The organism is Vibrio sp. Vb1554 (assembly GCF_033344235.1).
Window position 1 is genome coordinate 230,924 of sequence record NZ_JAWPOJ010000004.1, and the last position, 19,310, is coordinate 250,233.

Below are 19,310 nucleotides of genomic sequence, written 5' to 3' on the forward strand. Positions count from 1 at the left end.
CAGAAACTAGCTGTAATACATCAGTTTTTAGCGGTTTTTTTAGGTTTATCTTGCACATATTTTTTCGATACATCTACAACGGCGATATCTCTAAAAAAGCTTCGACCAAGCAAAATTGGAAACGTCATATGTCCGCGATCCGCTAACGTAAACTCTGTCTTTTCTTTGTGATCCCCAACGGTAATGTAGGCTTTTACCACCGCTCGTTTATCCACCTCTTCTGACGAAGACTGCTTAACTTTAGCCCAGCGCTCAACGGGTACTTTAAATTCTTTGGTGTCTTTGTCACCTAAATCTATCTTAAATTTAACCCAGTCTTTACCATCACGCTCAAACGGAACAATGTCAGTCGCACTAATTGATGATGTTGTCGCACCTGTATCGACTCTAGCCTTGAAAGTCTGGTCAATTTCAGGAACATAAACCCATTCTTCAGAACCAAGAATTAACATGCCATCGGGTGTTTTTGTGACCTTGACTGGCTTCTTAGGCTTTGGTTCCGGCTTTTTCTCAGGTTTCGCTTCTGGTTTGGGCTCCACCTCTGGCTTTGGATCTACATCAGGTTTCACTTCTGGCTCGACTTTAACGGGCGCTTCGACCTTTGGCGACTCTGGCTCAACAGGTTCCTGCGTCGTTTGAGTTGACGTACAAGCAATTAAACTGCCGCTCATCATAAGCGGCAGAATCAGTTTCCAGTTTTTCATCCACACTCCAATTAAGCTTGAGATACTTTCTTAATTGCGTCCGCTACGTATGGAATATGAGTTTCGGTAAGTCCGGCAATGTTAATTCGACCATCGCCAACACCATAAATGCCATAATCTTCACGCAGTTGCGCCATTTGGTTTCCACTAAAGCCTAGCACAGTAAACATGCCTTTGTGACCCTCAATGAAATCAAATTGATCTGTATTATGGTTGTTTCTCAACTCGTTACACAAACTTTGACGAAGGCTAACCAAACGATGTTGCATTTCACTCAATTCTTGCTTCCAAACGGAAGTGAGATTGTCATCTTGCAGAATGGTCTTAACTAAAGCTGCACCATGGTCGGGTGGCATCGTGTAAGTCGAGCGAGCTAGAGTGAGGAGTTTACCTTTTGCATTGGTTACATCATGCATGTTCTTACCAACCACAATCGCTGCACCAGTTCGTTCACGGTACAGACCAAAGTTCTTCGAACATGAAGTAGTAATCAACATCTCTTCAACGTTATCTGCCATAAAACGAAGGCCTTTTGCGTCTTCTTCTAGGCCATCACCGAAGCCTTGGTAAGCAATGTCCACAAATGGGATGAAACCGTTCTTCTGCGACAATTCTGTAATGGCTTGCCAAGCAGAGAAGTCAATATCCGCACCAGTTGGGTTGTGGCAACAACCATGAAGAAGTACCACATCTGAAGGCCCAGCTTTCGCAAGATCATCCATCATTTTTTCGGTGTCTACTTGTTTCGTTTCCGAAGAGAAATAGTGGTAGAACTTAACTTTAAGGCCTGCTGCTTCCATCACTGGCTTGTGGTTTACGTAGCTTGGGTTGGAAATCCAAACCGTCGTATCTGGCTGTGCGATCTTCATTAGATCACCGAGCATACGCAGCGCACCACTTGCACCTGGCGTTTGAATTGCTGCAACACGATCCATTGCAGACGTTCCCGTCAGTAGCAAATCGATCATGCTTTTATTAAATTCTTCGCAACCTGCAAGACCAACATAAGACTTGGTTTTTTGAGTTTCAACAACGACATCCTGCGCCATTTGAATGGCTTTCATAATCGGCGTTTCGCCTGCGCTGTTTTTGTATACGCCAATGCCAAGGTCAACCTTGTTTGGACGTTCATCGTTACGGTATGCAACGGATAGAGATAAAATAGGATCTAATACGGGAGTTGGGAGATTAGAAAACATGAAAGTCATAACCCTTTGAAATTCAAGTACCGAACCTCACGTTAACACCATCGCAAAAAATGACGAAATGATTTTTCACTTATTTCATCAATTAGAGAACAAAATTCTGGATTGCGGTGAGTTTTGTGCGCTCTATCGTTCAGAAAAAGAACGATTCACTCCTCGTTGTACCAATCCACTCTACCGTTTTTTCTAAACTCTCTTGGTGTCATGGTCGACCACGCTTTAAAACGTGTACTAAAGTTAGCGCTGGTCGGATATCCGACTATTTCTCCAATATGCTGAATTGGCCATTCTGTTGAACGAAGTAACCTAGCAGCATATTCCATGCGCATACGCGTTAAATGTGCCATTGGGCTTCGACCAAACTGCTTTTGAGTCAGTCGATGCAAATGAGGCTCCGAACATGGATATAGAGCCGCCACCTGCTCAACGCTCCAATCCTTATGGAGCTGACGTTGGACAAGGTCAAATACACGCCGAAGCCTCAATTGGCTGCGTGATATCGACTCTGAGGGCGGCATGTTTAACATCAGCTCTAACTGAGCCACACTATGCTCACCTACCGCACCACCATAATCGATTGGAAGGTTAATGCTGCGTAGTAACGTTTGGATACATGCATACATCACTTCAGGTGTAGATGAAAGCTGGTAGCGAACATCGCATTCTAATATCGGCCACTCTCTATCAGGAGCAAGAAAAAGCCACGCGATCTGCCAAGGTTCTTCTTCTATACCAAAACCGTTTTCAACACCTGCGGGTACTGTAATCAACGAGCCCGGTTCCAAATCGTATCGATAAGTCCCACTCTCTAGCCACCCTTTACCACGCACCGTATAGAGCAGCATGTGTTTCTTTTGGTTTTTACGATAAACAGAGAAGAAGTCACGACAAGTGGCAATGCCGCACTGCACAATGCCTCTCTCCTCAAGTGCTAATACTCGACTGTGATCAATAAACTCTTGATAAGTTTTTTCTGAAATCGCGTAGCGTTCTTGTTTATCTTCCATGATTTATTGGCTCACATGTGCGTTAGTAGAGAGTTTTACAAAGGTTTTGGATTCCTTTGAAAAATACACCGCCAAATCATGAGGATAAACTACTCGCATTAATCTTTAAGGAGAAATGCGATGCTCTTAACACGCGAATACATCGATAAAGCATTTTGGCAAAAGCTGATTACGATTGGCCTACCTGTTTCACTTCAGTCCATGCTTTTTGCTTTGCTCGGTGTCGTGGATATTTTCATGGTAAGCCTACTCGGAGAATCTGCAACGGCAGCAGTTGGAGTTGGAAATCGTATCTTTTTCTTCAACCTAGCGGTTGTCTTTGGCCTGTGCGGTGCAGTTACCGTACTTGCTTCTCAATACTACGGCTCAGGAAACCTAGCCGGAATTCGCAGAACTTTGGCGCAATCTTGGTTTATTTCCATTTTGGTGACGCTGCCGTTTATCGTTCTTTATGCGATTTTTGATGAAGAGATCGTCTCTTTTATGTCAGACGATCCTGAATACGTCACTTATGCAAGTGATTATCTTGTGGTTACGGGCTTTAGCCTCATTGCTACGGCGATAGTAGTACCGATTGAAGCGGTATTGCGCTCCGTGGGCCAAACCAAACTGGCAACCAACGTTAGTATCTCCGCCATTGTCGTTAACGTCGCGCTTAATTATGTTTTGATTTTTGGTTTATTTGGTTTCCCTCAATGGGGCGTATTTGGTGCAGCCGTAGGTAGTTTTGTTTCTCGATTTTTCCAAACCGCCGTCTTGATTTATTTTTTCTACAAACGATATGCTTACCTAATTCCGACTAAGTTCGATTGGGTACAAGGCCGCTTAAAACAGTATCGAAAAAAGTACTTTAAGGTTTCTTTACCCATGTTGGTCCACGATGCGCTTTGGACTGGTGGATTGATCGTTTACAGCATCATCTATGGTCAATTGGGCGTTTCAGAACTGGCGATCATCTCATTCTTATCACCGATTGAAGGGGTACTGATTTCAACCTTTATGGGATTTGCGGTCGCTGCATCCGTTCTTCTTGGGAATGATATTGGTGCAAAACATTATGACCGAGTCGAGAAAACGGCGTGGTGGTATGTGTTAACCAGCGCAATCTTAGCCACCTTGCTGTTTTTCCTAGTGTGGTTGAGCTCGCCCATGATTCATCACCTATTGGTACTGAGCCCGTTAACCGATGCAGACATGGCACTTAACGTATGTTTAGTCATGGCGCTAGGTATGATTTTGAGGGTGTTTAACATGGTTGGGATTGGCGGCGTACTAAAGAGTGGCGCTGATATTCGCTATAGCATTTTCATCGACACGTTCGGTCAGTGGGCTATTGGTGTCCCCCTTACTTATTACACAGGCATGGTGTTAGGGCTGCCTTTGCATTTTGTCTTGATGTCTCTGCTCGTGGAAGAGTTAGTGAAAGGCGTACTGACGACTTACCGTATTCAATCTAAACGTTGGATAAATAATATGGTTGAAGATGACCAATCGGTGACAGCGTAACCAAAAAGACATTAACGAACTCACACCAAAAGGGCTCACCCGTTATGCACGCGTGAGCCCTTTTTATGTGCGGAGAATGCTTGATTAGATGTCCGTAAAGCGATGAATGATTTGGTTTGAACTGCCACGCCATTCGAGATTGAGGTCTTTCTTGTCTTGTTCAAACTTACCATCAATCAAAACATCGATGTATTGCACCACTTCCCTTTGCGCGTCATTCAGTTCCGTCAGCGTGTAGCCAGTCCAAACCCAAATGTCTTTACCTGGGCACTCCTCTCTCACCCTTTTCACTATCTTCAAAATATGAGGCACATTAGCAGGGTGAAGCGGATCTCCACCCGACAACGACAAGCCACGGCGTTTGATACGCGTGTCGTTTAAGTCAGCGATGATTTTGTCTTCCGCTTCTTGCGTGAAAAGTACACCAGAATCCAAACGTTGCGTCGACTGGTTATAACAGCCACGGCACTGATGCACACAACCCGACACAAACAGCGTGCAGCGTGTACCCGGTCCGTTAACAACGTCAATTGGATAGTATTGGTGGTAATTCATAATGCGTCTCTGTGTTATCGAGAAAGAGAAAATCAACCTGTTTAAAGTTGATTTTCATTATTGGGTTTGAGCTTAAGTAAACCTTACAGGTGCTTAACTCGACGCTTCACTTCTTCTTGCTTACCGAAGTTAAACGGGCGTGCATCTGGGCTGCCTAGATAGCCACAAACTCGACGTGTTACTGACACTTTGGTTGAATCATGGTTGCCACAGCTTGGGCAAGTGAAGCCTTTACTTGTACAGTCAAACTCACCGTTGTAACCACACTCGTAACACTCATCAATTGGCGTGTTAGTTCCGTAGTAAGGCACTCGGGTGTAACTGTAATCCCATACGTTTTCTAGTGCTTCAACGTTACGTTGCATGTTCGGGAACTCGCCGTAACAGATAAAGCCGCCGCTTGAGATTTCTGGGTAAGGCATCTCAAAGTCGATCTTGTCGTATGGGTTCACCTTCTTCTCAACATCTAGGTGGAAGCTGTTGGTGTAGTAACCTTTGTCTGTTACGCCTTCAATTACGCCGAACTCTTTCGCATCGATGCGGCAGAAACGGCTACATAGGTTTTCACTTGGCGTTGCATATAAGCTGAAGCCATAACCTGTTTCGTCAGCCCATTGATTCGCAGCATCTTTTAGATGCTTGATGATCGCGACCGCTTTTTCACGCAAAACAGCGTCATCATAAACGTGCGCTTCTGTACCGAATAGCGCGTTAATTGTCTCATGTACACCGATGTAACCAAGAGAAATAGACGCACGACCGTTCTTGAAGATATCTGCGATTGAGTCGTCTGCTTTCAAGCGAACACCACATGCGCCTTCCATGTATAGGATTGGGGCCACGCGTGCTTTCACGTTTTCAAGGCGAGAGATACGTGTCTCTAGTGCTTTACGAGCAAGACGTAGGCGGTCATTTAGAAGCTCGTAGAATTTCTCTTCGCTTCCGTTTGCACGGATAGCGATACGAGGAAGGTTCAAGCTCACGACGCCAAGGTTGTTACGACCTTCGTGAATCAGCTCACCGTTTTCTTCGTAAGTACCAAGGAAGCTACGGCAACCCATTGGCGTTTTGAATGAACCGGTTACTTCCACTACTTTGTCGTAGTTAAGAATGTCTGGGTACATACGCTTAGACGCACACTCAAGCGCAAGTTGCTTGATGTCGTAGTTTGGATCTTCTGATTTGTGGTTCAAACCATCTTTGATGCCGAATACAAGTTTAGGGAATACCGCTGTTTTACGGTTCTTGCCTAGACCTGCAATACGGTTCTTCAGAATCGATTTCTGGATCAGGCGGGATGCCCAGCTTGTACCAAGACCAAAACCGAACGTAACGAATGGGGTTTGACCGTTCGCTGTATGCAGCGTGTTTACTTCGTATTCTAGAGATTGAAATGCGTCGTAACACTCTTTCTCAGTGCGCGCTTTTGCGAACTCTTCTGGCTCAGCAATGTTCCACTCTTTTGCAATCTCTAGGTGTTTCTCGTAGCTTGTGATTACGTACGGTTCTAGAACCTCATCAATACGGTTGATGGTTGTACCGCCGTAAATGTGGCTCGCGACTTGAGCAATGATTTGTGCTGTTACCGCTGTTGCAGTCGAAATTGATTTTGGCGTATCAATCTCAGCGTTACCCATTTTAAAACCATGCGTCAGCATGCCTTTAAGATCGATAAGCATACAGTTAAACATTGGGAAGAACGGTGCGTAGTCTAAATCGTGGTAGTGAATGTCACCCACTTCGTGCGCTTGAACCACATCGCGAGGAAGAATGTGCGTCTTCGCGTAGTGTTTCGCTACGATACCAGCCAACAAGTCACGTTGAGTCGGAATTACTTTGCCGTCTTTGTTCGCGTTCTCGTTGATTAGATCCAGATTACTTTCTTCAATCAAACCTTCGATTTCGCGAGTTAGTGCACTTTGCTTCTCACGAGCGATGTCGCGATCGTGGCGATATTCAATGTAAGAACGCGCTAGGGCTTTGTAAGGACCTTGCATGAGTTCATTTTCGACTAAGTCTTGAATCTCATGGATGTGAACTTCATCGTGTTCTCTTAACTGTAACTCGACAGCAAGAGCCACATTAAGAGCATAAATAGCGACATCTTTATCTTTGTTTTCCGCTGCTGCTTCAACTGCTGCTTGGATACGATCCCTGTTGAACGGAGCTCTTGATCCGTCGCGTTTGATTACGATTGGTTTCACCTTGTTCTCCTTACCCGAGCATACTCACAGAGTTATCCACAAACACACTATATGGGGTTATTTTTTATTCTAGCAACACAATATATTGTGGCGTATTTAACGAGAAGCACCACTCGAAAACATTGATTTTGATCAATAAAGATTGGCTAGCGAACAAGAAGAAATCGATCTTATTGGCGTTGATCTCAGTTGCGAAGAAAACCATGAAAATTGCAAAATTGGTACTAAATCTACTTGCTATTTTTGGAGGTCTTGTAGGATAAAGGATGGAAAGGAATACGCTAAAAGATAGGAGTTCAACAGGCCAAAATGCGATCACTTTTTGTTACGTTAATATTACTTTTTAGTTCTCTTTCATTTGCTCAAAACTCCATCAATCTAACCAGTTGGAACATAGAATGGTTATCTATAGATGGTGGAAAAGTGTCGAGAACACCACAAGATTTTGAAAAACTGACCCACTATGTGGATAAAACACAAGCCGACATTCTTGCTTTTCAAGAAGTCGAAAGTGCTGCTGCCATCCAAAAAGCCGTTGGCAATGACTTCACTATTTATCTTTCCGATCGTTCAAACGCCTCCAACCGACACCTTCAGTTTAACGACACCAACCAATACACAGGCTTTGCCGTGCGCAATGGCGTAAGCGTATTAGACAAGCCAGACTTCTCTATCACACGAGGCAACATCAAGCTGCGCTTCGCGAGCTACCTTGTTTTAAATCCAAACCAAGAAAACGAGACTCACCTACTCTCTGTACATCTGAAAGCGGGTTGCAGTGGCGCGTATCGTAATAACCGCGATTGTAAGATAGTGAAACAACAAGGACAGGCACTAGCTAAGTGGATAAAGGCGCGCGAGGACAACAAACAACATTATGTCGTGCTTGGCGACTTTAACCACAACTTGGGTTATCAAGGAGATTGGTTGTGGGACGTGATATCGGACAATACTAGTGCAAAGCTAGTGACTAAAGACACTAAAGCAGAATGTAAAGTGCGCTCTAATCGTAATCCGAATAAAACCCACCAATTCCGCTCGGTGATAGACCACATCATTGCGAGTGGTGATTTAAAGGCGTCGTCTGGTGTTCAAACCGTTTTCAAAACACAAGATGTACTCGACTATAAACTGAGTGACCATTGCCCGGTTTCTACGACACTCACTTTTTAGCGTTTAAGTTCTCTGTTAACGTTGAGATACTCTTTTTTGCGTTGAAGAACTCTTTAGCCACGAACCATTCTTTTAGCGGTGAATGACCCAACCAACATTGCCGCTATAAAGAGCAGAACTTGTGTGTTGCCAGTAATAAGGCTGGCAACCGCAGGACCAGGACACACACCCAGTAAGCCCCAACCAATACCAAACAGTACAGCACCACCGACTAACTTTTTGTCTATCGCTTTAGAAGTTGGGCATAAAATCTCATCACCAAACACAGATTCGCTTCTTGGCTTTATTAATAAAAGATAAGCTGGAACGAACACCGCAAGTGCTCCGCCCATTACGAAGGCTAAGCTTGGATCCCATGCCCCAGTAATATCGAGAAAGCCAATCACTTTTGCCGGTTCAGCCATACCAGAGACCACCATACCAATACCAAAGAGCACACCAGAAAATGCAACAACGGACATTTGCTTAATACTTTTCATTACGTGAGTTTTCATAACGACACTATTCCTCACGATACTAGCAAGACGGTTAACATGGCTGTGGCCATAAAAGTACACGTCGCGACCACAGAACGGATTGAGAAACGCCCTATTCCACAAATGCCATGGCCACTAGTACAACCATTGCCGATACGCGTACCAACACCGACTAACAAGCCAGCAACGATAACTAAAATAAGAGAACCGCTGTACTGATCTGGTACATGCCCGCCAAGAACATAAACAGCAAACAAGCCACCTAATACCATCGCAATTAAAAAAACAATTCGCCAAACGCGGTCTGCGCTCTCAACGGCACCGTTTAAGATCCCACTGATCCCAGCAGTCTTGCCAGTAAATAGCATCAGTGTTATCGCTGATACGCCAACTATTATGCCGCCCAAAAGCGACATCCAAGGAACTTCAAACATAGCATCCGCCAAACTAATTACTTACAGAAAACTTGCTTAAACGCTTCAACCAGCGGACCAACTCTTTCATCAGAAATTGAATAAAATACCTGCTGAGAAACCTTCCTAGCTTTAATGATGTCGTGCTTTCTCAATACGGTGAGATGTTGTGAAAAAGCAGATTGGCTTAATGATGAACCTTCAAACAGTTCACCGACCCCTTTCTCACCTTCAATCAGCTTACACATCACGATTAGGCGCTCTGGATGAGCCATAATTTTAAGCAGCTCACTCGCTTCGGTCGCACTTTGTAGCATACTGTCGCCCATTCTTATGCCTCTTCATTACTACATTACATTTTATTAGATATTACTAATTAATATTATTAAGTCAATGCTAATGTAGATTAAATAACATTAGACTCAGCTAATTTATTTAAGTAAGGTGTAGGCGTTTTCGATCATTCAGCAGGAGAAATCCATGAGCAAAATCGTGATTATTGGTGGGGTTGCTGGCGGTGCATCTGCAGCAGCTCGCGCTCGTCGTCTTAGTGAAGACGCAGAAATCATTATGTTTGAACGCGGCCCATTTGTGTCATTAGAAAAGTAAATAATAAACCACTCTTTTTACAGAGAGTGGTTTATTAAGTACTTTCGATTAAATTTGGAGTTAGGTAATGACAAAGATTCTTATTGTTGGTGGCGTTGCTGGTGGAGCATCAGCCGCAGCACGTGCTCGTCGTTTGAGTGAAGATGCAGAAATCATCATGTTCGAAAGAGGAAGTTTCGTCTCGTTCGCCAATTGCGGCTTGCCATACCACATAGGTGGCGACATTAAGGATAGAAGTAAGCTCCTCTTGCAAACTCCAGAAAGCTTCTTAGCTCGATTTAACGTTGATGTTCGTGTTATGAACGAAGTCACATCAATTGATCGACACAACAAGCAGGTTACTGTTAAGAACCTATTGGATAATAGCGAGTATACTGAAAGCTACGACTTCTTACTCCTTAGCCCAGGTGCAGGCCCTATCGTACCGCCAATCCCTGGCATTGATAACCCGCTGACGCATTCGCTGCGCAACATTCCAGATATGGATCGAATCATTCAAACGATCCAGATGAATAAGCCTGAACACGCAACGGTAGTTGGTGGTGGATTTATCGGCCTTGAAATGATGGAAGCTTTCCATCAGTTGGGAATTAAAACTACGCTGATTGAGATGGCAGATCAGGTGATGACACCTGTCGACCGTGAAATGGCGGGCTTTGCTCACGCTGAAATTCGTCAAAAAGGCATTGATTTGAAACTGGGCGTAGCGCTTCAAGCTGTCGAGTACATTCCCAATGAACATATCGCCAGCTTTGGCTCAGGTGAAGACGAAGAACACCAGCATATTGAAGGTGAGCTCAACCTGACTCTCAACAATGGTGAGTCGTTAACCACTGATATCTTAATCATGGCTATCGGTGTGCGCCCTGAGACTAGGTTAGCAAAAGAAGCAGGACTTCAAATTGGTGAGCTGGGTGGTATCTACACCAATGAAATGATGCAGACCAGCGATCCTAGCATCTACGCTGTGGGTGATGCAGTCGAAGAAAAAGACTTTGTTACAGGTGCACAAACTCTCGTTCCACTTGCTGGCCCAGCAAACCGTCAAGGTCGTATGGCAGCCGACAACATGCTCGGACGCAGTGAAACCTATCAAGGTACACAAGGCACTGCTATCTGTAAGATATTTGACCTCGCGGTTGCTTCAACGGGCAAAAACGAGAAACAACTTAAACGTGATGGTGTTGAGTATGAAAAGGTCTACGTTCATACCGCAAGCCATGCGAGTTACTACCCAGGTGCTGAGATTGTCTCATTCAAGATGTTGTTCGATCCAAAAACAGGCAAAATCTTTGGTGCGCAAGCAGTGGGTAAAGATGGTGTCGATAAACGAATTGATGTAATGGCGGTTGCACAGCGTGCAGGCATGACTGTCGAGCAGCTTCAACACCTTGAGCTCACTTACGCGCCGCCGTATGGCAGTGCTAAAGATGTGATCAACCAAGCAGCCTTTGTGGCCAATAACATCATTAAGGGTGACGCCACTTCGATTCACTTTGATGAAATGGATTCACTGACAGACGAGCAAGTCCTGCTTGATGTGCGTAACCCTGGCGAGCTTGAAAATGTTGGCTTTATCAAAGATGCGATCAACATCCCTGTAGACCAATTGCGTCACCGTATGGACGAATTACCAAAAGACAAGGAGATTGTTATCTATTGTCAAGTTGGGTTACGCGGTAACGTAGCATACCGTCAGCTCGTTAATAACGGCTTCAAGGCCCGTAACCTAATTGGCGGCTATCGCACTTACAAGTTCGCCACCGCGTAAGGTAATCCAAACACTGCCCTTTTCCTTTGGAGCACTCTATGTGCTCCTTTTTTTGGTTGTAAGAATCAGTCAGTCTCTTAATGCACAAATCTCCAAGAAAATGGTGTAGCAAATGGATATTTGAGCCTAGATTTTAAACGGCATAATGGGCGAAATGTTGGTGAGTTTCAAAGCTATCTGCATAGTCACTAGGCTAGGCATACTAGTTATAGGCTAAAAGCTAGCCATATCTGACATCGTTGTTCTGTGAGCTAAGCAACACCACAATGCAAACTCGAAGCATTCGCCAACGACGGAAAAAATGAACTCTTGCGTTTCTTTCTGCCATTAAAATACCCCACTCTAACTCTACATATTGCTCCTCAACCCTTGAGCTAACATTTGTTAGCGCATCTTTGTGACTTGACTAAATTAATTTACTTTGTATTAAGTTAAACCCCGCAAACAACCATTTTTATGAATGAGATTTCTAACATAAGCATATTCCATTTTGTTAATTGCCCACATTTAATGGAAGATATTTGTGTGTAACCAACATCAAATAGGAAATTTATAATCTCTACCAGATAATAATATATATGTCAGTTGATTAGTGACAATAATAACCTTAACATATATACATAGTCATAAATATACATCCCAAACGCTCTTTAAAATCTAAAATACACATCATACTCATTGAGTGCGGGACGATACTTAACAATAAGATCATCGCACTCAATAAATATCATGCAACAAGCCAGTACTGATATTTTCTCGTTCCTCGAAAATCCCAGTTGCTTGCTCTGCGAGGCGTCCTCGGCTACGCCTGTGGTGCTCGAACCTTACGGTTCTGCGCTAAAAGCCCTACCAAAAATAATAATAATAAAGGTTACAAAAATGATTAAACTAACTTTCGAAGAGCTTATAGCTCGACTCAGCAAAAAAGAACTTGAACAAATGCGAACTGACACTTTTCAAAGTGAAGAAATGAGTAATACAGAAAAGATCGAACGCATACAACTAATAGAAATCGCCATTAAAAAACGCTCCAAGCGTGGTCGACCTGCAAAAAGCGAAGAACAGAAGCAGACAAAAAAGATTACTGCGAATGTGACCCAAGCTGAGCAGAAGCTCTTGAGAGAAAAAGCAAAGCGCCTCGGCTACAAGCATATAAGCGACTACTTAAGGCAGATCTGCTTCAATTTAACTCCGCAACTTAGAGTAGAAGAGACAAGTCTGCCCAATACCGCTTCTGAACAGTTCATTTCAGACACCATGGGTGAGGTCGTCAGTCTTCTTCAGTACTCGTTAATGCAAGAGAAGCTAAATAACGAAGAAGTGATGAACATCTTCAACTTTCTGCAAGACATTCAAAATGTAGTCACAGCACACCGTCAGCAGCGAATTGGAGAGTTCGATGAACAGACAGCTATCGTTATCGCAAATCAGTTCCTTAGCGCAGAGCAGCTCCAGGAGCTCGCTGACAACAAAGCACTAAATGACGAGCTATCAATTCAATAAAAAACCGTAAGCTACTACAACTAAAGCAAACTTGATTTGCAAGCAAATCAAAAGCAAGTCGAGTTTGCCTTTCCTACTCCATTTACCACCAAAAATAATAATAAAGGTAACTCACAATGATTAGAGTAAGATTCAAAAATGTGCCCAAGGAAAATGGCGCAACCCAGAAAGGCGAAGACCGCGCTAACTACATCGCTGGCACCACTAAAGACTTTGATCAGCTCGACGGGCTAAACAGAGCAAACTACGTCGCTGGCAAAACAAAAGACCACAACGACCATGACCCGCTTTGCTCTAAAACCGAATTCCTAACTTGCGGCAACATCGCTTCCCCCCTCCCAACTTTAATGACCCCCTTTTTGCCGCACCATCAAATGGACTGGTCGCATATCGGTAAGGAGATTGGCTCAGTAAAAAGTATGAAAGGCTTAATAAAAGATCCGATTCACGAGATGATTAGCCTCCGAGAAGGCGAGACAATGACTCGAAAGCAATGGCTAAGGCTGGCAAGGGACTACGTTAAAGAACTGGGACTTCAAGGCGCTAAGTACATAATCTTCATACACCGCGATACAACCAAGGAGCACATACACTTAGTATTTAGCGGCACGGATGCCGTAACCAAAAAAATACTAAACCATTGGCAAGATCAGAAGAAAGCCACAGAGCTAATGAGAAAGTACGAAAGATGGTTCGGACTCGAAGCAGTACCAAATCCAGGCGAGCGCCTTGACCAAGATGTTACAGAAAACTACACCGATAAATGCAAAATTAGCAAATCCAAAGCCGCTAGGCAAACCAGTCAAAAAGCAAGGATTGCAAGGGCTATTAGCAGCGTCATTAAGCAAAATGAAGTTCTTGACTATCAGCCCACCCTGCTTGAGTTTTTAGAGCAGCTAGAGCTCGCTGGAGTCGCATCAAGCCTCAGCTACAAGAAGCTTGGCGACAAACACCCCGCAGGCATTAGCTTCCGACTTTCTAGGAACGTGAAAAAGAGCCTAACTGCCAATAATGGCGACAACAGTGGCAAGGATGGCACTAACACTGCCAAGAATGGCACTAACACTGCCAAATACATTCCAGGTAGCAAGATCGGCCACGGCGGCGTCTACAAGTTTAGTTCACTGCTAGAAACAGGATGTTTTGCTCTTAACGATAAAGAGGCGTCCATGGTTCGCCAGATGAACATTAAAGAAGGTGCGAGGAAGTTTGGCATAAGTCCTGACCCAGACGTTCAGCTAGGCTTCAATCAGCCCATCGAGGATAACGCCTACTGCAACGTGGTGTGCCGCTACAAGCTCAAAGATGAAGCCAAGGTCAAAGCAGCTATTAATGCGGTCAGCCTGCCTGTCTATAAGAGGCTATTTAATCAGTCTGGCGAGAAAGACTTCATGAGGTTCAATCCCAAGCTTCGCGCATTCGTCATTCGCGTAAAAGCAACCAAGCGCCGCTGGCATAAGTTCGAGTACAACCAGCAATGGTCGAGCAACAAAAAGATGACTAAGGGCGAATTCAATGCTCTGGTTAATCAGCGCATGGCCGAAATGCTCATCAAATTCATAGAAAGGATTCTTCAAATGTTCGGCATTGTTGGAGTGGAAATTGAAACGCATGCGGGCGACTATCAGAAGCAGGATGATTTCAAGCTTAAGCACAATGCGCAGCCTCAGATACTCCATGAGGACGATTTGGAAAAGATACTGAGCCGTATTGATGGCGGTGACATCGAGGCCCTCACCAAAAACTATGACATGAATTCAAGCCTCTCCCTCTAACTCCAGCCACCTGCGGGTGGCTTTGCTTTTGCAATCAATCCATCATAACTCATTGATTTAAAGTGAAGTAATATTGACCAGCATGACATTTGTAACTTGCGTCAATTATATTTAGTGGTATATATATCCTTCCTACACCTAGCTGACAATTAATATGAGAAATACACATTAAAACATCTTAAAATATAAAGCTTAAATAACATAACAAATTAATTATCTTAGTAAATCAATCGGTTACTGATTCAGTATTTATTGAAACCGACAAACCTAACAAAAGAATTTCGAGACGAATTACGTAATACATAAAATTAATTTTTCAATTACTCACAAATATTATTGACCTTGATATGAGTTAATGTAATCATATATTCAAGCCAATAAAAATAATAATAAAGGCATTTAAAATGACTATCGAAGAACAAGCAATCGCACTGCGAAATAAACTAAAAACCCCATCTGAAATTGAATCTGAAAATAGCGAACACTCCATTTCATACAGCAAGGTCTTTCCAGATATCGAAGATCTTGATGAGCTGGCAACAGTAAAAGACAAGGCGGTTAGTCTTCACATCCGCGCACTAATTAAAAGGGGCGATGAGGTTATTCTCAGCAAGCCTATCATCACCATTCCACTGCATCAGCTAACAAAAATGCCAGTGAGCAGAAAGGAGGTTGTGCAGCTATACGCAACAGAATATTACGATCCTGAGCTGTATGGGATGAACATGCACCTGAAACCTCGTTACTTCGAAGAGATGAAGCCAATCCTTCAGTATGCCATCCTTCAAAATCAAATCTCAGCAAAGACTCTAGATAAACGCAGAGAGAAGTTCGAGCACAAGGACGGTTGCATGATTTACAACAGCGCCCAGCCGATCCATGAACTCTGCGAGTGGATAGGTGAAGTTGAGGAGCTAGGCATCGCGGAACTACGAGCAGATGAAGCACAAGATATCCAACAAGCTGTTGCTCGTCTTGAATCAATTCTTGCAAATATGGGCTATGCATCGAAGAGCTTCAATGTTGAAAAATATCAGGATGATGAAATCGCTGAGTCTGTTGATAGCAAGTACAACATCAACAATCGCAGGATCAGGAAAGACGCAAGTAAGACAAAAGAAGAAAAGCAAGCAGAACTTGATCAGGACAGAGCGGCACGATTCACAAACTGCGATGAAGCCAATCTGGACGCACTGCCAACATCGGCAACTACAAACACTGTTTCAAACTCCCGCATTGCATATGAGATTGCATGTGGAAGAACAGTCAAAGAAGGCAGAAAGAAATAAACTCGCCCCTTCGCCAGAGACTGTCTTAAATTCTGTGTAACTGTCTAAACTTAAAGCCGTAATGGCTAAGGATAGGCACATGGATAAGAAAGCACTTGAAGCTTTTGCTAAAGAAGCTGCAAAGGGAATAAAAACTCCCGATGATTTAACTGAATTCAGCCAGATGCTCAAAAAAATCACTGTTGAGGCAGCACTCAACGCTGAAATGGAAGAGCATCTTGGCTATGAAAAACATAAACCTTCGAAATCTAATAATAGCCGTAATGGAAAGAGTACCAAGCGTGTAAAAACCGAAGATGGAGAGTTTGAACTTGATACTCCACGGGATCGCCTTGGTTCGTTTGACCCCAAGCTCGTTAAAAAACATCAAACACGATTTACCTCCATGGATGACAAAATCTTGTGGCTCTATGCACAGGGTATGAGCACACGTGACATCGTGAACGCTTTCGACGAGTGGTACGGAGCAGAGGTTTCACCCAGCCTAGTTTCGCGTGTTACAAATGCGGTGATGGAGGAAATCGTGGAATGGCAATCTAGGCCGCTTGATGCCATCTATCCTATCGTTTACCTTGACTGCATCGTGGTTAAAACCCGCCAAGACAAACGCATTATCAATAAGTCTATCTTCCTTGCTTTGGGTATTAACACTGACGGCCAGAAAGAACTAATGGGAATGTGGATCGCCGAAAACGAGGGTGCCAAGTTTTGGCTGAGCGTTTTAACTGAACTCAATCAACGTGGCGTTGAAGATATCCTTATTGCGTGTGTCGATGGCTTGAAGGGCTTTCCCGATGCGATCAACACCGTCTTCCCCCAAACACATATTCAGCTTTGCATCGTCCATATGGTGCGGAACTCATTAAAGTATGTGTCCTGGAAGGACTACAAGGCGGTCACAGCCGACCTGAAGCGAGTGTATCGCTCAGCTACCGAAGATGAGGCTCTACTTGAATTGGAGCGCTTTGGTGAAGTCTGGGATAGCCAGTATCCGCAAATCTCTAAGTCCTGGCGCAATCACTGGCAGAACCTCAACACGCTATTTAACTATCCTGAAGATATTCGTCGGGCCATTTACACCACTAATGCGATTGAGTCTCTAAACAGCGTAATACGTAAGGCACTCAAAAAGCGTAAGATCTTCCCAAACGACGAGGCTGCAACCAAGATGGTGTATCTCGCGCTCAAAGACGCCAGCAAGAAATGGACAATGCCCATTCAAAACTGGCGTCAAGCTATGAGTCGGTTTATTATCGAGTTCGAGGAACGTCTAGAAAAACACGTTAACTAAATGGCAGATACACAGAATCTGTTACAGCCTCCTTCGCCAACGGCGGCATCAATTTAAATTTAAAACAAACGAGAGAGCCAGCGGCCCTCTCGTTAATTGTTAATCTCCAATTCTGTCAGAGCGGAAAGCGCCTGCATGCGGGCATCATCACATTCGTCATTTGTAAAGGCGTTCTTTAACGTTTCCGTTTTAACTTCACCAACCCTAAACGCCCTTAACCTCTTTCCTAGGAATCATTCGATAGTCTCCAAGCTTCCAATCGTCAACAAATACGTCGAATTCGTCTCTACCAAGCAGATCAACTGGACGAGCTGCCAGGTGCTCACTCTGACTAACTTCTGCCGAAACTAGTGCATCATAAGCTTTTAGATCACCACTGCCCAAAGCTTTCTCTACCAAATAGTAAGGCGCAACCGCCTTGGTCATCAGAACGGTTTTCTCAGCAAACAACCAGTAAAGTACATCAACATCATCTCGGCCTGTTCTCAAATCATCAAGGCGTCTCTTGAGCTGCTCGTGTAATTGCATGTTTTCATCGAACTGAAACACGGGATAAAGGTGCCAACCGTTTATTTCTACACGTAGCCCACTTCGACTCCCCTCCTCAACCACCTCATCAGTATAAAACTCAAGCTCATTGAGCAGGTTCTTAATCACCATAAGTCGCCTTTGATCTAAGTTCACCACAACGTTCGTCCTCATAAAGTTTCTACTTTCAGAAACATAGAAACAAACCTTCAAATCGCCAAATTAAATTTGCTTAAACCTTGTGCAGATAGTTCACACTTACTTGCCAAAATGACTTTTCCACATCACAATAATACTGTTTATTTATACAGTATTGTTTATGAAAGTTATCCCTATTAGCGCACATGCTGGCATCACAGGATTTGAATCGCCTGCGACCGAGTACACTCAACTATCTCTCGATCTTGATGAGCTTCTAGTTGAGCACCCCAGTGCAACCTTCATTGGTCAGGCATGTGGTGACTCCATGCAAGGGCTTGGCATATTTGATCAAGATTTGCTCATCGTTGATCGACATGTGGATGTCAAACAGAACGACGTTATCGTCGCGAACCTTAATGGTGAGTTTATATGTAAGCAGATTGACATCCATCGCAAGCTACTTCTCTCAGCAAACGATAAGTATCAACCAACCCTGATCACCGACTGTGATTCCTTCTCGTTAGAAGGTGTGGTCATCAGATCCATACGTTGTCATAGACCAAGTCACCTGCTGAGAACAAAGTAATGTATGCCTTAGTCGATGCGAACTCATTTTATTGTAGCGCTGAACAAGTTTTCCGTCCCGACTGGCGCGGTAAGCCTGTCGTCGTTCTTTCCAACAACGACGGGTGTGTGGTAGCAGCAAATCGGCAAGCAAAAGAGGTAGGTATAGAGAAGTTCAAACCATTCTTTCAAGTTAAAGCGCTTTGTGAACAGAAAGGAGTCATTGCCTTATCATCCAATTACGAGTTGTACGCCGACCTCTCATCCAAAATGATGCAAGTAATTGGTCGATTCGCTCCAGAACAACACATCTACAGTATCGATGAATCTTTCCTATCATTTGAGCGTTGTTACCCTGCCATTCCATGCTTAAAAACGCATGGAATGAAGTTGAGACGAGCGGTGTGGCGTGAATGCCGCTTACCCGTTTGTGTCGGCTTCGGCTCTACTCTTACACTGGCTAAATTGGCTAACCATGCGGCCAAGAAAACACTACGGTATGGCGGAGTTTGTGTACTCGATAGCGAGCAAGAGCGCAGAACCATACTGTCGAAGCTCGGTGCAGGTGACATCTGGGGCATAGGTAAAAAAATACA

General features: G+C 44.0%; 18 protein-coding genes and 1 pseudogene. 10 read left to right on the forward strand and 9 right to left on the reverse strand.

The genetic code is table 11. The annotated features are described in order from the left end of the window. Positions 1 to 20: 20 nt before the first annotated feature. From R8N28_RS05905 to R8N28_RS05915, 3 genes are all read right to left on the reverse strand, one after another. Positions 21 to 704, reverse strand: a complete 684-nt coding sequence (locus R8N28_RS05905; RefSeq protein WP_064354793.1) for an ATP-dependent zinc protease — start codon at positions 702 to 704, stop codon at positions 21 to 23. Positions 705 to 715: 11 nt separating this feature from the next. Further along, positions 716 to 1,903, reverse strand: coding sequence for an aromatic amino acid transaminase (locus R8N28_RS05910; RefSeq protein ID WP_047101084.1), 1,188 nt, complete (start codon positions 1,901 to 1,903; stop codon positions 716 to 718). Between the two features lie 155 nt (positions 1,904 to 2,058). After that, positions 2,059 to 2,916: an AraC family transcriptional regulator gene (locus R8N28_RS05915; protein WP_025767758.1), complete on the reverse strand. Its 858-nt coding sequence runs from the start codon at positions 2,914 to 2,916 to the stop codon at positions 2,059 to 2,061. A 120-nt stretch (positions 2,917 to 3,036) separates the two neighbouring features. On the opposite strand from R8N28_RS05915, the gene R8N28_RS05920 reads away from it, so the two are divergent. Further along, positions 3,037 to 4,422 (forward strand): MATE family efflux transporter, encoded by a 1,386-nt coding sequence (locus R8N28_RS05920; protein WP_065275321.1) that lies wholly within the window; start codon positions 3,037 to 3,039, stop codon positions 4,420 to 4,422. An 84-nt stretch (positions 4,423 to 4,506) separates the two neighbouring features. Here R8N28_RS05920 and nrdG read toward each other — a convergent pair whose 3' ends face one another. Both nrdG and nrdD read right to left on the reverse strand, forming a co-directional pair. Further along, positions 4,507 to 4,977: an anaerobic ribonucleoside-triphosphate reductase-activating protein gene (gene nrdG, locus R8N28_RS05925; protein ID WP_005376213.1), complete on the reverse strand. Its 471-nt coding sequence runs from the start codon at positions 4,975 to 4,977 to the stop codon at positions 4,507 to 4,509. Positions 4,978 to 5,060: 83 nt separating this feature from the next. Next, positions 5,061 to 7,181, reverse strand: a complete 2,121-nt coding sequence (gene nrdD, locus R8N28_RS05930; RefSeq protein ID WP_065275322.1) for an anaerobic ribonucleoside-triphosphate reductase — start codon at positions 7,179 to 7,181, stop codon at positions 5,061 to 5,063. A gap of 309 nt (positions 7,182 to 7,490) precedes the next feature. Here nrdD and R8N28_RS05935 point away from each other — a divergent pair, with 309 nt between their 5' ends. Next, positions 7,491 to 8,354: an endonuclease/exonuclease/phosphatase family protein gene (locus tag R8N28_RS05935; RefSeq protein ID WP_053307705.1), complete on the forward strand. Its 864-nt coding sequence runs from the start codon at positions 7,491 to 7,493 to the stop codon at positions 8,352 to 8,354. A 53-nt stretch (positions 8,355 to 8,407) separates the two neighbouring features. On the opposite strand, the gene R8N28_RS05940 is transcribed toward R8N28_RS05935, so the two are convergent. Genes R8N28_RS05940 through R8N28_RS05950 form a run of 3 tightly spaced genes read right to left on the reverse strand, consistent with a single transcriptional unit; the run spans position 8,408 to position 9,572 of the window. Further along, on the reverse strand, positions 8,408 to 8,848 hold the full coding sequence (locus tag R8N28_RS05940; protein ID WP_262635258.1) for a YeeE/YedE family protein: 441 nt from the start codon (positions 8,846 to 8,848) through the stop codon (positions 8,408 to 8,410). A 14-nt stretch (positions 8,849 to 8,862) separates the two neighbouring features. Next, positions 8,863 to 9,276 carry a YeeE/YedE family protein gene (locus tag R8N28_RS05945; RefSeq protein ID WP_254901900.1) on the reverse strand — a complete coding sequence of 138 codons (414 nt, stop codon included), beginning with the start codon at positions 9,274 to 9,276 and terminating at the stop codon, positions 8,863 to 8,865. 5 nt (positions 9,277 to 9,281) lie between these two features. Beyond that, positions 9,282 to 9,572: an ArsR/SmtB family transcription factor gene (locus tag R8N28_RS05950; RefSeq protein ID WP_005376206.1), complete on the reverse strand. Its 291-nt coding sequence runs from the start codon at positions 9,570 to 9,572 to the stop codon at positions 9,282 to 9,284. A 151-nt stretch (positions 9,573 to 9,723) separates the two neighbouring features. Between R8N28_RS05950 and R8N28_RS05955 the strand changes: the two genes are divergently transcribed. The 6 genes from R8N28_RS05955 (at position 9,724) to R8N28_RS05980 (ending at position 17,481) form a co-directional block, all read left to right on the forward strand. Next, positions 9,724 to 9,852 (forward strand): pyridine nucleotide-disulfide oxidoreductase, encoded by a 129-nt coding sequence (locus tag R8N28_RS05955; RefSeq protein ID WP_143693460.1) that lies wholly within the window; start codon positions 9,724 to 9,726, stop codon positions 9,850 to 9,852. A 67-nt stretch (positions 9,853 to 9,919) separates the two neighbouring features. Further along, entirely contained in the window at positions 9,920 to 11,623 is a 1,704-nt protein-coding gene (locus tag R8N28_RS05960; RefSeq protein WP_318183330.1) for an FAD-dependent oxidoreductase, read from the forward strand. Between the two features lie 729 nt (positions 11,624 to 12,352). Beyond that, a complete protein-coding gene (locus tag R8N28_RS05965; RefSeq protein ID WP_318183331.1) occupies positions 12,353 to 13,126 on the forward strand; it encodes a plasmid mobilization protein in 774 nt (257 codons plus the stop codon). Between the two features lie 116 nt (positions 13,127 to 13,242). Further along, on the forward strand, positions 13,243 to 14,901 hold the full coding sequence (locus R8N28_RS05970) for a relaxase/mobilization nuclease domain-containing protein (protein ID WP_318183332.1): 1,659 nt from the start codon (positions 13,243 to 13,245) through the stop codon (positions 14,899 to 14,901). A gap of 404 nt (positions 14,902 to 15,305) precedes the next feature. Beyond that, positions 15,306 to 16,190 (forward strand): hypothetical protein, encoded by an 885-nt coding sequence (locus R8N28_RS05975; RefSeq protein WP_318183333.1) that lies wholly within the window; start codon positions 15,306 to 15,308, stop codon positions 16,188 to 16,190. A 79-nt stretch (positions 16,191 to 16,269) separates the two neighbouring features. Continuing rightward, a complete protein-coding gene (locus tag R8N28_RS05980) occupies positions 16,270 to 17,481 on the forward strand; it encodes an IS256 family transposase (RefSeq protein WP_318183334.1) in 1,212 nt (403 codons plus the stop codon). Positions 17,482 to 17,685: 204 nt separating this feature from the next. Here R8N28_RS05980 and R8N28_RS05985 read toward each other — a convergent pair whose 3' ends face one another. Further along, complete coding sequence (locus R8N28_RS05985) at positions 17,686 to 18,183, reverse strand: hypothetical protein (protein WP_318183335.1); 498 nt, start codon at positions 18,181 to 18,183, stop codon at positions 17,686 to 17,688. A gap of 145 nt (positions 18,184 to 18,328) precedes the next feature. On the opposite strand from R8N28_RS05985, the gene R8N28_RS05990 reads away from it, so the two are divergent. Beyond that, positions 18,329 to 18,736 carry a LexA family protein gene (locus tag R8N28_RS05990; RefSeq protein ID WP_213964216.1) on the forward strand — a complete coding sequence of 136 codons (408 nt, stop codon included), beginning with the start codon at positions 18,329 to 18,331 and terminating at the stop codon, positions 18,734 to 18,736. After that, a pseudogene (locus tag R8N28_RS05995) lies at positions 18,736 to 19,310 on the forward strand (DNA polymerase V subunit UmuC); the annotation flags it as partial. The gene R8N28_RS05990 and the pseudogene R8N28_RS05995, both read left to right, overlap by 1 nt.

Excerpts from the sequence above, each read along its gene's own strand:
- R8N28_RS05905 (WP_064354793.1), bottom strand. The coding sequence starts at position 704 with ATGAAAAACTGGAAACTGATTCTGCCGCTTATGATGAGCGGCAGTTTA.
- R8N28_RS05910 (WP_047101084.1), bottom strand. The coding sequence starts at position 1,903 with ATGTTTTCTAATCTCCCAACTCCCGTATTAGATCCTATTTTATCTCTA.
- R8N28_RS05915 (WP_025767758.1), bottom strand. The coding sequence starts at position 2,916 with ATGGAAGATAAACAAGAACGCTACGCGATTTCAGAAAAAACTTATCAA.
- R8N28_RS05920 (WP_065275321.1), top strand. The coding sequence starts at position 3,037 with ATGCTCTTAACACGCGAATACATCGATAAAGCATTTTGGCAAAAGCTG.
- nrdG (WP_005376213.1), bottom strand. The coding sequence starts at position 4,977 with ATGAATTACCACCAATACTATCCAATTGACGTTGTTAACGGACCGGGT.
- R8N28_RS05935 (WP_053307705.1), top strand. The coding sequence starts at position 7,491 with ATGCGATCACTTTTTGTTACGTTAATATTACTTTTTAGTTCTCTTTCA.
- R8N28_RS05940 (WP_262635258.1), bottom strand. The coding sequence starts at position 8,848 with ATGAAAACTCACGTAATGAAAAGTATTAAGCAAATGTCCGTTGTTGCA.
- R8N28_RS05950 (WP_005376206.1), bottom strand. The coding sequence starts at position 9,572 with ATGGGCGACAGTATGCTACAAAGTGCGACCGAAGCGAGTGAGCTGCTT.
- R8N28_RS05955 (WP_143693460.1), top strand. The coding sequence starts at position 9,724 with ATGAGCAAAATCGTGATTATTGGTGGGGTTGCTGGCGGTGCATCTGCA.
- R8N28_RS05960 (WP_318183330.1), top strand. The coding sequence starts at position 9,920 with ATGACAAAGATTCTTATTGTTGGTGGCGTTGCTGGTGGAGCATCAGCC.
- R8N28_RS05965 (WP_318183331.1), top strand. The coding sequence starts at position 12,353 with ATGCAACAAGCCAGTACTGATATTTTCTCGTTCCTCGAAAATCCCAGT.
- R8N28_RS05970 (WP_318183332.1), top strand. The coding sequence starts at position 13,243 with ATGATTAGAGTAAGATTCAAAAATGTGCCCAAGGAAAATGGCGCAACC.
- R8N28_RS05975 (WP_318183333.1), top strand. The coding sequence starts at position 15,306 with ATGACTATCGAAGAACAAGCAATCGCACTGCGAAATAAACTAAAAACC.
- R8N28_RS05980 (WP_318183334.1), top strand. The coding sequence starts at position 16,270 with ATGGATAAGAAAGCACTTGAAGCTTTTGCTAAAGAAGCTGCAAAGGGA.
- R8N28_RS05985 (WP_318183335.1), bottom strand. The coding sequence starts at position 18,183 with ATGAGGACGAACGTTGTGGTGAACTTAGATCAAAGGCGACTTATGGTG.
- R8N28_RS05990 (WP_213964216.1), top strand. The coding sequence starts at position 18,329 with ATGAAAGTTATCCCTATTAGCGCACATGCTGGCATCACAGGATTTGAA.